13 protein-coding genes and 3 pseudogenes are annotated in these 13677 nt (G+C 66.7%); 5 read left to right on the top strand and 11 right to left on the bottom strand.

The window, feature by feature from the left end; genetic code table 11:
- A partial coding sequence (locus G3436_RS12805) for a methyl-accepting chemotaxis protein (RefSeq protein ID WP_243667120.1) occupies positions 1-462 on the top strand: 462 nt, incomplete at its 5' end.
- A 97-nt stretch (positions 463-559) separates the two neighbouring features.
- Here the strand turns inward: G3436_RS12805 and G3436_RS12810 are convergent.
- The 9 genes and pseudogenes from G3436_RS12810 to G3436_RS12850 all read right to left on the bottom strand — a co-directional run bounded on the left by G3436_RS12810 (position 560) and on the right by G3436_RS12850 (position 9438).
- Positions 560-1642: a lipocalin-like domain-containing protein gene (locus G3436_RS12810; protein ID WP_163945444.1), complete on the bottom strand. Its 1083-nt coding sequence runs from the start codon at positions 1640-1642 to the stop codon at positions 560-562.
- Positions 1632-4085, bottom strand: a pseudogene (locus G3436_RS12815) (FtsX-like permease family protein). The gene G3436_RS12810 and the pseudogene G3436_RS12815 overlap by 11 nt, the downstream one beginning before the upstream one ends.
- Positions 4082-4737: pseudogene (locus tag G3436_RS12820) on the bottom strand (ABC transporter ATP-binding protein). Before G3436_RS12820 ends, G3436_RS12815 begins: the two co-directional pseudogenes overlap by 4 nt.
- Before the next feature lie 155 nt (positions 4738-4892).
- Complete coding sequence (locus G3436_RS12825; protein ID WP_163945446.1) at positions 4893-5939, bottom strand: class I SAM-dependent methyltransferase; 1047 nt, start codon at positions 5937-5939, stop codon at positions 4893-4895.
- A 144-nt stretch (positions 5940-6083) separates the two neighbouring features.
- Positions 6084-6692: an eCIS core domain-containing protein gene (locus G3436_RS12830; protein ID WP_420801205.1), complete on the bottom strand. Its 609-nt coding sequence runs from the start codon at positions 6690-6692 to the stop codon at positions 6084-6086.
- 130 nt (positions 6693-6822) lie between these two features.
- Positions 6823-6975, bottom strand: a complete 153-nt coding sequence (locus G3436_RS12835; protein ID WP_163945449.1) for a hypothetical protein — start codon at positions 6973-6975, stop codon at positions 6823-6825.
- The gene (locus tag G3436_RS12840; protein ID WP_163945452.1) at positions 6972-7478 is read right to left on the bottom strand and encodes a hypothetical protein; all 507 of its coding nucleotides are present in this window, start codon (positions 7476-7478) and stop codon (positions 6972-6974) included. Before G3436_RS12840 ends, G3436_RS12835 begins: the two co-directional genes overlap by 4 nt.
- Entirely contained in the window at positions 7475-8629 is a 1155-nt protein-coding gene (gene ampC / locus G3436_RS12845) for a class C beta-lactamase (RefSeq protein WP_163945476.1), read from the bottom strand. Before ampC ends, G3436_RS12840 begins: the two co-directional genes overlap by 4 nt.
- A gap of 2 nt (positions 8630-8631) precedes the next feature.
- A complete protein-coding gene (locus tag G3436_RS12850; RefSeq protein WP_163945455.1) occupies positions 8632-9438 on the bottom strand; it encodes a helix-turn-helix domain-containing protein in 807 nt (268 codons plus the stop codon).
- A 79-nt stretch (positions 9439-9517) separates the two neighbouring features.
- Here G3436_RS12850 and G3436_RS12855 point away from each other — a divergent pair, with 79 nt between their 5' ends.
- The gene (locus G3436_RS12855) at positions 9518-10504 is read left to right on the top strand and encodes a bile acid:sodium symporter family protein (protein WP_163945458.1); all 987 of its coding nucleotides are present in this window, start codon (positions 9518-9520) and stop codon (positions 10502-10504) included.
- 24 nt (positions 10505-10528) lie between these two features.
- Here G3436_RS12855 and G3436_RS12860 read toward each other — a convergent pair whose 3' ends face one another.
- The gene (locus G3436_RS12860; protein ID WP_163945461.1) at positions 10529-10903 is read right to left on the bottom strand and encodes a DUF2784 domain-containing protein; all 375 of its coding nucleotides are present in this window, start codon (positions 10901-10903) and stop codon (positions 10529-10531) included.
- 5 nt (positions 10904-10908) lie between these two features.
- Positions 10909-11388 carry a GNAT family N-acetyltransferase gene (locus tag G3436_RS12865; protein ID WP_163945464.1) on the bottom strand — a complete coding sequence of 160 codons (480 nt, stop codon included), beginning with the start codon at positions 11386-11388 and terminating at the stop codon, positions 10909-10911.
- 173 nt (positions 11389-11561) lie between these two features.
- Here G3436_RS12865 and G3436_RS12870 point away from each other — a divergent pair, with 173 nt between their 5' ends.
- From G3436_RS12870 to G3436_RS12880, 3 genes and pseudogenes are all read left to right on the top strand, one after another.
- On the top strand, positions 11562-12191 hold the full coding sequence (locus tag G3436_RS12870) for a LysE family translocator (protein ID WP_178116447.1): 630 nt from the start codon (positions 11562-11564) through the stop codon (positions 12189-12191).
- Between the two features lie 18 nt (positions 12192-12209).
- A pseudogene (locus G3436_RS12875) lies at positions 12210-13080 on the top strand (alpha/beta fold hydrolase).
- Between the two features lie 208 nt (positions 13081-13288).
- Positions 13289-13677, top strand: a 389-nt coding sequence (locus G3436_RS12880) for an HlyD family secretion protein (protein WP_420801206.1), incomplete at its 3' end; no start/stop codon positions are given.

Here is a 13677-nt window from a genome sequence, read left to right on the forward strand (position 1 = left end):
GCGCTCAACGCCGCCATCGAGGCGGCCCGTGCAGGCGACGCCGGGCGTGGTTTTGCGGTGGTGGCCGATGAGGTGCGGGCGTTGGCGCACCGCACCCAGCAGTCCACCCAGGAAATCGAGAGCATGATCAACACCATCGAGCAGGGTAGCGCCAGTGCGGTTGACGCCATGCGCAACAGCAACCAGCGTGCACACGCGACGCTGGACGTGGCGCTGGCATCGGGGCAGGCGCTGGACGAGATCACCCAGGCCATCACCGCGATCAACGAACGCAACCTGGTGATCGCCAGTGCCAGCGAGGAGCAGGCGCAGGTGGCGCGTGAGGTCGACCGCAATCTGGTGAACATCCGCGACCTGTCGGCGCAGACCTCGGCGGGCGCCAACCAGAGCAATGCGGCCAGCCAGGACCTGGCCAACCTGGCGGTAGAACTCAACCTGCTGGTGACGCAGTTCAAGCTCTAGGACGCTGCTGCGAGCGCAGTACACTCGTTCGCCGGCAAGGGATGCGCCGATCAGTGCAGGCGCCGGCCTTGCCGGCGAACGCCGCAGCGCGGCGGCGTCATTGTGTATACCCGGTCATTTCCAGATAGCCACGCCCGCCGCTGCTGCCGTGCACCTTCACCGGGCCCTCCCAGTACGCAAAACGTGTTCCCATCCAGGCCTGCGGCACCAGGGCGTCCACCTCGACATCCAGCTGGCGGCTCGGCACCTGCACCCGCCAGCGCGTCGGCAGCTGGCGGCCATCGTGCAGGCGGGTGTTCGACAGCGGTGTCAGCACCACCTCTGCACCGTCCATTGCCACGCTGCTGCCATCCGCCTCGATCCACGTACCCGCCCGGTACGCTGCGCCTTGCGCTTGACGCACCTGAAACAGCATCACCCGCGCGCCGCCCTCCAGGTGCAGCGAGAACCAGTCCCAACCGTGCTGGTCCGCTGCCAGCGGCTGGCTGCTCCATTCGCGGTCCAGCCATGCCTGCCCGGTGACGGTGTGGCGCTGGCCCGCCTGCACTACCTCTCCCGTTACCCGGTAAAACGGCTGGCTGTAGTAGTAGGAGGCCTGGCCCTTGCCGGACTTTTCGCTGTACCCCTGGCGGCCATGCAGCACCAGTGGGCGATCGCTGCGCAGTTGCAGGTCGTAGGCGAATGCCTTGCCTGCGGCGCGCATGCGCAACTGCTCTATACCTTCAGCGCCATCTGCCTGCAGCGACCAGTCATCGATCCAGGCCGAGAACGGTTGCGCCGTGACCCCTGCCTGGCCGATACCGCCACGGGCCAGGGTTTCACTGAACTGATGGCCGAACGGCCCGCTCAGTGCCGCGTGCCCCATCCACAGGTTGGGGCTGGCCCACCCCGGCTGCTCTTCGCCAGGGCGCAGCGCCGAACGAAACAGTGTCCACTGCGCGCCCCAGTCGCGGCCCTGGGGGTCGCTCAGGTTGGCGGTCACATACCACCATTCGACCCGATAACCATGATGCGCGCCGTGGTCGCGCGGAAACTGCAGCGTCCGGCCCTGCCGTACCGGCAGGAAGTTGCCGCTGTCCCGGCCCAGCCCGGCATAGCTGGCGGGCGCGGGGGGCGTGGGCTCGCAGGCCGTCAGCAGCAGCGTCGTCAACAGGGCAAGCAGGCTGCGCTCAGGTCTCATCGGCAAATTGCCTCAACAGGTCTGCCGGCTGGCGCCGCGCCAGTTGCCACAGCGGCCAGGCGGCTGCGAGCAGTGCAGTGAGCACTCCCAGCAGCGCCAGTTGCAGTAGCTGGCCAGGAAACACCTGCAACGGCAAGCGCCAGCCAAAGGCCTGTACATTCACCACCGCCACCAGGCACCAGGCCAGCAGCAAGCCCAACGGTATGGCCAGGGCCACGGTCAGGCTGGCCAGCAGCAGTGTCTGCCCCAGCGACAACGCTGCCAGGTGCTGGCGCCGCAGCCCCAGTGCCCACAACGGTGCCAGTTGCCCCAGGCGGCTCTGGCCCAGGGTCAGCAGGCTGATGAACAGCGCCACGCCGGCCACCCCGAGGGTCAGGCTGTTGAGTGCGTCGGTGGCGGCGAAGGTGCGTTCGAACACCTCCAGCGACCAGTGCTTGAGCGTGCTCTGGTCCACCAGCCGCGTGGCGTCGAGGGCGTAGCGCTGCTGCAAGGCGGCTTTGAGTGCGGGCACCTGGTCGCTGGGCATGCGCAGATTCAGGGTGTTCAGTGTGGCGCCCGGCCAGGCCTGGCGCAGCCAGCCTGCATTCACCAGTACCTGCCCGCGCGGGTTACCGTAGTCAGCGTACACCGCGACCACCTGCAGCGGCGCGACGCCGGGCAATGCCAGGCGCTCGCCCAGGCTCAGGTGCAGGCGTCGCGCCAGTTGCTCGCTGAGCATGGCGCCATGCCCGTCGGCCATCTGTGCCCAGGCATCGGCGCGTTGTTCGAGCAACGGCCAGTGCTGGCGATAGGTGGGGTGGTCGACGACACCCTGCAGTTGCACAGGCGCGCCTTGCATCGATACCTCGACACGCCATTGTGCCAGCACCGCGGTGACGCTGGGCTGGGTCGCCAGCCAGGCGCCGATGGCCAGGCCTTGCGTGTTGTCGTGGGGCATCACGTACAACTCGGCCGTCAGGCGATGGTCGAGCCAGCCGAGAAACGTCTGGCGAAAGCCGGCCGTCATGCTGCCCACGCCGACACTGGTGGCCAGGGCCAGCAACAGTGCCATCAACGCCAGCGCCAGCGCCGGCAACTGCTGGCGGCTGTCGGCCACAAACCACTCGCCCAGTGGCGTGCGGCCCGCGTGGTGCAGCAATGCCAGCGCACGCTCAAGCAGCAACGGCAGCAGCAATGCCGCCGCCAGCAGCAGTGCCGCCAGCAGCACAAAGGCACTGGGCAGGCTGTCTCCCCACTGCCAGCAGCCCAGCGCCACCAACACCAGCAGTACTGCAAGCAGTGCCTGGCGCCGCAGCCCGCGCGCCTGGGCCAACCGCCAGGCTTGTGGCTGCGCCAGTGCCAGCAACGGCAAGCGCGCTGCACGCAGCAGGCTGCCGGCGCGGCCAGCAATGCGCCGCACAGGCTGATTGCAAGGCCGGAAAGCCACCATTGCAGCGGCAGGTCCAGTTGTGCGGCCACCTGTGCGCCGTACAGGCCGCGCAGGCTGGCGGCCACATCGCCCAGCAACAGGCTCGCCAGCCAATAACCGCTGAGCACGCCGATGGCGCCTGCCAGCAGCGCGAACAGCCCAGCTCCAGCGCGAGTGCCGCGATCAGCAGGCGTACGCTGACGCCGCAGGCGCGCAACGTGCGCAGCAGGCTGCGCCGCTGCTCCAGCGCCAGGCCAACGGCCGCGTGCACAATGAACAGGCCCACCAGGAAGGCCAGCAGGCCCAGGGCGCTGAGGTTGAGGTGGAAGCTGGCAGTGAGCCGTTGCAGGTCATCGTCACCGCTGGCGGCTTGCAATACCAGCCTGGCCGCCAGCGACTCGGGCAGCGAAGACGCGGTGAAATCCGCCGGCAGCAGCAGGCGTGACAGTTGCCCGGGTGCTTGCAGCAGGCGCTGGGCCTGGCCGATGTCGACCACGATCACGCCCGGTGCAAGCTGCGCGCGTACCTGCAAGGGGGGCAGGCGTTGGCCGTCCGCGGTCAGGGGCGTGGCCCCCGGGGCCAGCCCAAGTTGATGCAGGGTATCGGCAGCGATCCAGGCCTGACCGGGCGAGCCGATGAATGCGAGCAGCTCTGGCGCGCCATCGGTTGCTCCGCCAAGCCCTGTGCCGGCGGCAGGCTCAGCGGCTCGATGCCCAGCAGTCGCACGTTCAGAGGGTGCGCGGTGGTGATGCGCAGGCGTCCTTCGAGCACGGGCGACGCTGGCCAGCCGCTGCGTCGCAGTTGCACGTAGTCGCCTTGCTCGAAGCGCTCGCCCTGGCGCGGCACCAGTTGCGCGTGGGCAGCGCTGGCAAGCAGCGCATTGGTCCGCGCATAGTCGGCGCGGGCCTGATCGTTGAGCGCTTGCACGCCGGTCCACAGTGCGGTGGCCAGCCACAGCCCGGTCAGTATGCTGATGCATTGCAGCGGATGGCGCCGCCAATGGCTGAGCAGGGCGTGCAGGCACAGGCCGATCATGCGCGCACACGGCCCAGGTGCAAGGTCAGGCCGCGCTCCAGGCGCGAGGCCAGGTGTGCGCTGTGGGTGACCATGAGCAGGCTCTGGCGCATTCCTTGACCAGCTCCAGCAGCAGCGCGAGGACTGTTTCGCTGCTGGCCTCGTCGAGGCTGCCGGTAGGTTCGTCGGCCAGTACCAGGGCAGGGCGCGAGGCCAGCGCGCGGCCGATGGCCAGGCGCTGCTGTTGTCCGCCTGACAGTTGTTCGGGATAGCGTTGCAGCAAGGGCGCCAGGCCCAGGCGTTCGGCCAGGTAGCCGACCCAGGCCGGATCGTGGCGTTGCGCCAGGCGCGCCTGGAACGCCAGGTTGGCGGCAACGTCGAGGCTGCTGATGAGGTTGTATTGCTGGAACACCAGGCCGATGCCTTCGCGTCGCCATTGAGCCAGCCCGGCCTCGTTGCGGGCCTGCAGTGCCTGGCCGTTGATCAGGATGCGGCCGCTGTCGGCGCGTTCGAGGCCGGCGACCAGATGCAGCAGGGTGCTCTTGCCGCTGCCGGACTCGCCCATCAGGGCCAGGCTGCTGGCATTCGGCAGGTGCAGGTCGACACCGCGCAGCACGGGCAGAGTGCCTTGGGCGGTGGTGAAGGATTTGTGCAGGTTTTCGACGATTAGCATGAGTGTGCAGAAAAAGGGGTGAACCTGAAGGGTAGGTCATGGACGGGCATTTGGCTGGTGTCTGCGGTGCCCCCGGCAGAGCTGACGTCGAACCACCAGGGCTGCCAACGTCGATCTGGCAGGCCTTGGTGGTTCGGCAGCAGGGGGCGCCAACCCTACTTGCGCACCTCCAGGATCAGGTTGAACGGCGTCTCGCTAGCACGCCGGAAGCGGCTGAAACCCGCCTCCTCGAAGACGTTGCGCAACCGCGTCTCGCCCGCCTGGGCACCCAACCCCAATCCAACTTCCTGGGACAATGAGTTAGGGGTGCAGATGAAGGTGGACGCCGCATAGAACAAGCGTCCGACCGGCGTCAGGTTCTCGTCCAGGCTGTCATTGGCATACGGCTCCACCAACAGCACGCTGCCATCGGGCTTGAGGGACGCATATGCATGGCGCGCTGCGCCCACCGGATCACCCATGTCGTGCAGGCAGTCGAAGTAGCACACCAGGTCATAATCGCTGCCAGGGTAGTCCTTGGCATTGCCCTGCTTGAACTGCACCCGCGAGGCCACGCCACCGGCCTGCGCGCGCTCGCTGGCCGTGGCGATGGACGGCGCATGGCAATCGAAGCCAACGAAGCGCGAAGCCGGGAACGCCTGCGCCATCAGCACCGTCGAGGCACCATGCCCGCAGCCGATGTCGGCGACCTTGGCGCCCGCCTGTAGTTTTTCGACCACGCCCTCCAGCGCCGGCAGCCATTCACTGACCAGGTGAGCCTTGTAGCCAGGCCGAAAGAAACGCTCGGTACCGCTAAACATGCAGGGGTGATGGTCGCCCCAGGCCAGCGCACCGTCGCCGCGCATGGCAGTGACCAGTTTGTCCTTGTCATGAAACAGCGCCGCGATCACCGAGGCGCCCCCGGCGGCATACACCGGGGAGTCTTCCAGCGCCAGTGCCATGGCCTGCTCTTGGGGCAAGCGAAAGGTGCCGTCGTGATGTTCCATGTACCCCGATGCCGCCTGCGCACTGAGCCACTCGCGCAGCAGTCGCGCATTGCAGCCGGTCTTGTCGGCCAGGGCTTGCGCAGTGATGGGCTGGCTGTCGGCCATGGCCCGGTACAGGCCCAGCTCGTCGCCCAGAATAACGTTGGCAAGCAGCGCGGCGGCGCCCATGTCGCTGACCAGCTTGCCCATGAATGCCTGCAACTTGACCTCGTCCATGGCGTGCACTCCCTTGATCGTGAGTCACCACGCGGCGACCGATGACCGGCGCCGCAGCCATAAACCCGTGAGGGCAATCTTCAAGTCTAGTTCCGGTACGGCAGGTGCAGCGGCATTCCAGACGACCGTGACGAGCACTTGCCGCTAAGGCGCCAACCCCACGGTGGAGCGTTTCAGCGCTTGCTGAACCTGGGCCTGGATCGCATACGCCGGCGCCTCTACCGCGTTGTAGTCGCGGGTGTAGCGGGCAGCGAACTCCTCGATCCCCCATTGCTGATACTGCTGCACATGCTTGAGCTCGTGCGCCCACAGCGCAACGTTGTCGCGCGCATCCTCGGCGTGGCGGAACACGATGATGTCTACCAGCGTCACCGCATTCACGTCAGGGTTCTGCAGCATGGCCGTGGTCGCATCGAGCTGCTGCGGGTCACCGACCTTGTAGCGCACGCCATCCAGTACCTGGAAGTCGTAGTACGGCTCCAGCTGTACCCGAATATCCAGCGGGATAGCTTGCACATCACCGGCTGCGGCGGTGTCGCGGGACAGTTTCAGCCAACCGGCCAGCCCGGACGCGGCCATTTGCCCGACGTTCTCCAGCAACCTCCCCAGGTCGTTCAGGCCGGCGGCGGGGATCGGCGCGCAGTAACACGACACCGCACACAACGGGGCCTGCCCCGAAGGGCACGTGGCCATGGCCAGGGCCGGGCACAACAGGGGGCCCCAGAGGGCCCGACGCAACACACGCAATGACATGAATCGAACCTGCAGGATTGGACCGCGGTTGGACAGCGGTTCGGCGATTAAGTTACCCGCGCCGGGCGTAATGGTGCGCGGCGCGGCAGAGGTTCAGTGGGGCCTTGCAGTTGCCTCACACCCCTGGCGGCTAGGGGGCCTTGCTGTCCAGTGTGTGCAGGGTGAACGTTGCGGTGAGCGGGTTGCCCTGCAGCTTGTAGCAGTGCGCAGGGTCTTTGCGCAGGTACATCGTGCCGGGCTCGACCGGGCCGCAGTCGGACACGGCCACGGCATCGGCGATCAAGGCAAACGCGAGCCCTTTGTCCAATTGCTGCTGGGCGTAGAACGCGGTGCACAGCAGGGCCGTTGCAAAAAAGGGTTCGAACCGGGCAGCTTGCGCGTGTCCGTTGCGGCTCGGGCGGGGAACCAGCGGCGTATCCGCAGCGGGATCAACAGGTAAAAGCCAACCAGCATCAGCGAAAACGCAATGGAATACAGCGCCCCATAGAGGATCGGCGCATGGTCGAGGTGTTCGAGCGCGATGCCGAAGCGAGCGTTGAGGCTTTTCTCCGTGCTGATCCTGCACAGGTACACCACCACCACGCTGTACAGCAGTGAGCCAGGCCAGTAATTGAGAAAGGCGAATATGCGCGAGAGGTTGAGCGCCGCAAACACCGCGCCGGCCAGCAGCCCGCCGAACAGGATCAGGTTCGAGCCAATGTTCACCGGCAACTGCCCCAAGCCCCACACACCGCCCAGGATCGCCAGCAGCTTGAGTGTATTGCGGGCCTGGTTGCTCAAGGTCATCGCGTGTGCTCGTGCAGCGCAGCGAAAATCTGGTAGGCCAGCTTCACCCGTGCCTCGTTGGGGTACTGCTTGTTCGCCAGAATCACGATGCCGATGCGTGCGCAAGGCACGAATGCCACGTAGCCGCCGAAGCCGTTGGTCGATCCGGTCTTGTTGATCCACACCGCCTGTTGCGGGGCCAGGGGCGGTTGCAGTGGCGTCACAGCATGCGTTTGCAGCGCCATGGCGCTGGCGTTGCCATCCAGTAGTGTCTGCAGGGCCACCGGGTAGGCATACTGCTCCCAGACCAGGTCCTGGGTCATGGCGCCTAGCCGGTAGTAGCCGGTGTGTGTGGCGGCAATGGCTTGCCTGATTGGCGTGTCGACGCTGCCCGGGTCGATGTTCGCCTCGACGAAGTGCAGCAGGTCGCTGCTGCTGGACTTCACCCCGTAGGCTTCATCGGCCAGTACCCCGGGGCTGAGCCGCACAGGCACGTTGTCGCGGGTGTAGCCCTGGGCGTACAACCCCTGCCGGCTGGCGGGGACCTGCACGAAACTGTTCGTCAGCCCCAGCGCGGGGAACAGTTGGTCTTGCAGTGCCGACCGGTAGGACCCGCCCAGTTGCCTGGCACTGATCAGGCCGAGCAGGCCGATGCTGGGGTTGGCATAGGTGCGCTGAGTGCCGGCGGGATACTCGGGTGTCCAGGCTTTGAAGTAGCGCAGCAACTGCCCACTGTCGCCCACGCTGTCGGGTACTTGCAGCGGGAAGCCGCCAGCGGTATGGGTGGCCAGGTGCAGCAGGCTGACCTGCTCCAGCGCGCTGCCACGCAGTTGCGGCAGGTACCGGGCGGGGCTGTCGGTCAGTGACAGCTTGCCGGTAGCCTGGGCGTACCCCGCCAGGGTGACGTTGAACGTCTTGCTGATCGAGCCCAGCTCGAACAGGGTGTCGCGGCTGATCGGCTGGCCGCCGTCGCGCGCAGCGACACCGAGGTTGTAGAAATGCCGTTGGCCGTTGACGGTCACGCCAATCGCCATGCCGGGAATGGCGTAGGCCTGCATGACCGCCCGGCTGGCAGCTTCTATCGTGTGATCCAGCTCAGGGGTGGCCGGGGTGGCGAAGGCGCCTGGGCTGGCCAGCAACAGGCAGGCCAGCGCGGTACTCGGTGTGCACATGTTCACGTTGTGGGGTTCCGGTGGGTCAGCAGGAATTCGCCTGGCGACAAGCCAAACTGTTTGCCAAAGGCCGCGATGAAGGCCGACAGCGATTCATAACCGCAGGCCAGGGCCACATCGGTCACCCGCTCGCCGCGGCTCAGGGCGGGTAGCGCACTGAGCAGGCGCATGCGTTGGCGCCAGCTGCGAAAGGTCATGCCGGTTTCGCGCAGAAACAGGCGGCTCAAGGTCTTTTGCGAAACGCTGTACTTCAGGCCCAGCTCGGCCAGCCCGGTGGGCAGCTCGGGGTGGGCCTGCAGGCGCCGGCACAGCGCGCGCAGGCGCGGGTCTTGCGGCACCGGCAGAATCAAATGCTCCTGCGGTGCGGCCAGCAACTGGTCGATCAGCACGGCCACCAGCCGCCCCGCGTCGCCCTCGGTGTCGTAGTCGATCGGCAAGGTGCTGAAGGTGCGGATCAGCTCGCGCAGCAGCGCGTTGACACTGATCACCCGGCATTCGCTGTCGGGCCACAGGGCCTGTTCGATGTAGAGGCTGCGGATGCAGGTGTCGCTGGCGCAGCTCACCTGGTGCAGGGTGTGCGCCGGTATCCACACCGCGCGTTGTGGCGGCACCACATAGCGGCCCGCGCGGGTGTGCACGTGCAGTACGCCGTGCGCCGCATACGACAACTGCCCCCACGGGTGCCGGTGGCGAAAACCCAGGGCCACGTTGGCCAGCGACTGCGCCTGCCCGTACACCGGGCGTGGCAGCGCCTTCAGGTCATTCAACGAGGACGCATGGGGGGCGCTGGGTTGTCCTTTGGTCGACACTCTTGGCGTTCTGTCGTTAGTCGGAAAGGGGCACACACCTTATCGTCTGTGCCTTCCCGATAACAAGACAGGACGCGTCATGAAGCACCTGCGGTTGCTGTTCGACAATTTCACCCTGGCATTGCTCGCCGTGATCGCGCTGGCGACGCTGCTGCCCTGTGAGGGCCAGGGCGCGCTGGTATTCGGTTGGCTGACCAACCTGGCGATCGGCCTGCTGTTCTTTCTGCACGGCGCCAAGTTGTCGCGCGAGGCGGTGGCGGCCGGGGCAGGGCACTGGCGCCTGCACCTGCTGGTGTTCGGCTGCACGTTCGTGATGTTCCCGTTGCTGGGCATGCTGTTCAAGCCGCTGTTCCTGCCGCTGGTGGGCGATGAGCTGTACCTGGGCGTGCTGTACCTGTGCGCGCTGCCGGCCACGGTGCAGTCGGCGATTGCCTTTACCGCGCTGGCGCGCGGCAATGTGCCGGCGGCGATCTGCAGTGCGGCGGCCTCCAGCCTGCTCGGCATCGTGCTTACGCCGCTGCTGGTGATGGTACTGATGGGGGTGCAAGGCGATACCGGCTCCAACCTCGATGCGGTGTTCAAGATCGTGCTGCAACTGCTGGTGCCGTTTGTGGCGGGCCAGTTGGCGCGGCGCTGGATTGGCGCCTGGGTGGCGCGTAACGCACGCTGGCTGAAGCTCGTCGACCAGGGTTCGATCCTGCTGGTGGTGTACACCGCGTTCAGCGATGCGGTGATCAGTGGCTTGTGGCACGCGGTACCGCCGGCTCGTCTGGTGGGCCTGGGGCTGGTGTGCTGCGTGCTGCTGGCGGTGGTGCTGGGGTGCACGCAGGCACTGGGCAAACGGTTGGGGTTCTGTCTCGAGGACCGCATCACCCTCCTGTTTGCCGGCTCCAAGAAGAGCATGGCGACGGGGGTGCCAATGGCCCAGGTGCTGTTTGCCGGGGGCGCGATCGGCGCCGTGATCCTGCCCTTGATGCTGTTTCACCAGATTCAGCTGATGGTCTGCGCGGTGCTGGCGCAGCGCTATGCGGCGCGGGAGGAGGCCACCCCGGTGGCCAATGCCTGAACCGGGGCGGCTGCGCCTGGCCGATCAGTGCACGGCGCTGCGCTTGCGTGAGCGCCACAGCCACAGGTACACCAGCGCATTGACTGCAATCACCAACCCGCCCAGCCACAACTGGATGCCCGGTGTGAGCTTGGCCGGGTAGATCACCGGTATCAGGTAATGCTCGACAAAACTGTCGGGGTAGCCGATATCGCCTGCAGCAGCGCGCAAGCGGTTTTCCCATTCGGTCAACGGGCAGGGCAGGTGCAGCAACTCCACCAGGATGCCCCAGGCCACCGCCGGCAGGTGCAGCCAGCACAGGCGTGGCCACCTGAGCAGCAGCAAGCCGCCGACCATCACGAATACGATGAACGACAAGTGAAACAGCACCAGCCCATCGGCTGCGAGTCGATAGAACATCGGCCTCAGCCCCGGGCAAAAGTGCGTAGCGTTTCACCTTCCATGCGATAACGCACCCACTCGTCCTGCGGCTGCGCGCCGATGGATCTGTAGAACTGGATGGCCGGTTCGTTCCAGTCCAGTACGCTCCATTCCAGGCGCCCGCAGCCCTTGGCACAGGCCTCGCGGGCCAGGTGACGCAGCAGTTGCTTGCCCGCGCCGGTACCGCGTGCATCGGGGGTCACATAGAGGTCTTCGAGGTAGATACCGTGGGTGCCGAGCCAGGTGGAGTAGCTGAAAAAGTACACCGCGTAACCGATGGCCTGGCCGTCGCGCTCGCAGATCAGGGCCTGGGTGGTGGTGCCTTCGCCGAACAGGTTGCGCTCGATATCGGCGACACTGGCGACGACTTCATGGCGGGCGCGCTCGTAGTCGGCCAGCTCGATGATGAAGGTCAGTATCCGAGGGGCATCCTCAAGGCGTGCGGGGCGGATGTGCAGGGGCATGGCAAAGGCTCTGTCTTGGGCAATCGAGGGCCCTATGCTAAGGCAATTGCAGGGTCGGCGTCATTGCGCCTGCGCGGCGCCGGGCAAGTGTAGCGGTACAATTGCCGGCAACTGTATCGCAGCAGCGTGCCCGGACTTGGTTAGTGTCATCGAACAACCACACCCTGTAGCGGATGCCTGCCATGCTCACCTCGCTCAACCTGCTGACAGCCTTCATGCTGTTCGCCTTCGTTTCCTCGATCACCCCCGGGCCGAACAACACCATGCTGCTGGCGTCCGGGGTGAACTTCGGGGTGCGGCGTACCATCCCGCACGCGCTGGGCATCAGCGTGGGTTTCATGGTCATGGTGCTGGCGGTGGGGCTGGGCCTGGGCGAGGTGTTCAAGGCCTATCCGCTGGCCTACGGCGTGCTGCGTTACGTGGGCGCGGCGTACCTGCTGTACCTGGCCTGGAAGATCGCTACCTCCGGGCCGCTGTCGAGTGCGGCGCCGGGGGCCGGCAAGCCGCTGGGCTTCTGGGGCGCCGCGGCGTTCCAGTGGGTCAACCCCAAGGCCTGGGTGATGGCCGTCGGCGCCATTACCACCTATGCCCCGAGCCAGGGCTACCTGACCAACGTGATCGTGATTGCGGCGGTGTTCGCGCTGGTCAACCTGCCCAGCGTGTGCGTGTGGGTGATGTTTGGCAGTGCGCTGCGCACGGTCTTGCAGGACCCGCGCTGGCTCAAGCTGTTCAACTGGCTGATGGCCGCGTTGCTGGTGCTATCGCTGTATCCGCTGCTGTTTGTAGAATCGGGGTTTTTCTAACCCCTGCAGCGAGTCCTGATGGAACTGATCCCCTGGTCGCACGAGTGCGCCGAACACTTCACCCTGCGCGGCTGGCGCTCGCCGCCCAGTGGCAAGCCGCTGCTGCACTTTCTGCACGGCAACGGCTTCTGCTGCCTGGCCTACCAGCCATTGCTGGAGCGCCTGGCCGAGCATTTCGACCTGTGGCTGAGTGATGTGCAGGGGCACGGCGACAGCCCATGGCGGTGCGTTCGTGGGCTGGGATCGCTGCGCGCAGCTGGCGGTCGAGGCGTTCCAGGCGGGGCGCGGCGAGTACGGCGAGGTGCCGCGCGTTGCCCTGGGCCATAGCTTTGGCGGGGTGCTGACCGGCTTGATCCTGGCGCGAGCGCCGGGCCTGTTCCAGCGTGCGGTACTGCTCGACCCGGTAGTGTTCAGCCGCTCGATGCTGGGGGTGATGAATGTCGCAGCCTGGTTCGGCCTGCACCGGCGTCATGGCCTGGCGCGCAAGGCGGCGACGCGGCGTAGCCACTGGCCCGACCGTGCGGCAGCATTGACCTCGCTGCAGGGCCGGGGGATTTTCAAGGGCTGGCAGGACGCGGCGCTGCTGGCGTATGTCGAGCATGCCATTGGCGACTGCGGCGAGGGGGTGGTGCTCAAGTGCCGGCCTGCGCGTGAAGTCGATGTGTTCAGCTCGGTGCCGCGCGGCCTGTGGCAAGCGCTGGCTCAGGTGCAGGTGCCTGTACGGGTGCTCAACGGCACCCGCACCTATCCGTTCGTGCCGGTGTCGCTGGCCCGTTGGGCGCGGCTCAACCCGCGCGTCGAGCGCCAGGTCATGCCCGGCGGGCACTGCTTCATGCAGGAAGACCCGCAGGCGTGTGCCGAGCAGGTGCAGGCGTTTCTGCTGCAGTGACGCACACGCTGTCCATTACGCGACGATAGCTGGCGATAACGCTAGCGATCACAGGCTGATCAGCCCCTAAGCTGCCGCTCTCCTACCAACAGAGAGGCAGCACACATGAACCAGGCGGTCCAGCCCCGAGCCCCCCATTGCCCAGGCCAGTCAACCCTCCAGAACCCGCCACCTGCGCATGGCCCTGGGCGCTGCGGGGAGCATGGCGGTGCTCGGGGCGGCCCTGTACGTGTGGCAGGGCACGCGCTTTCACGAACAGACCGACGACGCCTACGTGCGTGCCGACTGGGCGCCCGTGAGTGCACGGGTGGGCGGCTATGTGGCGCAGGTCTGCGTGGACGACAATGCGTGGGTCAAGGCCGGTGACCTGCTGGTGCAACTGGACGACCGTGATTACCGCCAGAAGGTGCGCCAGGCCCGCGCGAACCTGGCTGGCAGCGCGGCCTCGGTACAGGCGCAGCAGGCCAGCCTGTTGACCCTGGCGGCGCAACTGCAGGCACAGCACCAGGCCATTGCGCAGGCAGCTGCCGAGCGCGAAGCCGGCGTGGCCGAAGCGCGGCGCGCCGAGCTGGACTGGCAGCGCTACCGCCAACTGGT

Source organism: Pseudomonas brassicae (assembly GCF_010671725.1).
In the GTDB taxonomy this organism is placed as follows: Bacteria; Pseudomonadota; Gammaproteobacteria; order Pseudomonadales; family Pseudomonadaceae; genus Aquipseudomonas; species Aquipseudomonas brassicae.

What these genes read in the sequence shown, in the direction of transcription:
- G3436_RS12865 (WP_163945464.1), bottom strand. Translation starts at nt 11,388, where the DNA reads ATGCCCCTGCACATCCGCCCCGCACGCCTTGAGGATGCCCCTCGGATA.
- G3436_RS12855 (WP_163945458.1), top strand. Translation starts at nt 9,518, where the DNA reads ATGAAGCACCTGCGGTTGCTGTTCGACAATTTCACCCTGGCATTGCTC.
- ampC (WP_163945476.1), bottom strand. Translation starts at nt 8,629, where the DNA reads ATGTGCACACCGAGTACCGCGCTGGCCTGCCTGTTGCTGGCCAGCCCA.
- G3436_RS12870 (WP_178116447.1), top strand. Translation starts at nt 11,562, where the DNA reads ATGCCTGCCATGCTCACCTCGCTCAACCTGCTGACAGCCTTCATGCTG.
- G3436_RS12860 (WP_163945461.1), bottom strand. Translation starts at nt 10,903, where the DNA reads ATGTTCTATCGACTCGCAGCCGATGGGCTGGTGCTGTTTCACTTGTCG.
- G3436_RS12840 (WP_163945452.1), bottom strand. Translation starts at nt 7,478, where the DNA reads ATGACCTTGAGCAACCAGGCCCGCAATACACTCAAGCTGCTGGCGATC.
- G3436_RS12830 (WP_420801205.1), bottom strand. Translation starts at nt 6,692, where the DNA reads ATGTCATTGCGTGTGTTGCGTCGGGCCCTCTGGGGCCCCCTGTTGTGC.
- G3436_RS12825 (WP_163945446.1), bottom strand. Translation starts at nt 5,939, where the DNA reads ATGGACGAGGTCAAGTTGCAGGCATTCATGGGCAAGCTGGTCAGCGAC.
- G3436_RS12810 (WP_163945444.1), bottom strand. Translation starts at nt 1,642, where the DNA reads ATGAGACCTGAGCGCAGCCTGCTTGCCCTGTTGACGACGCTGCTGCTG.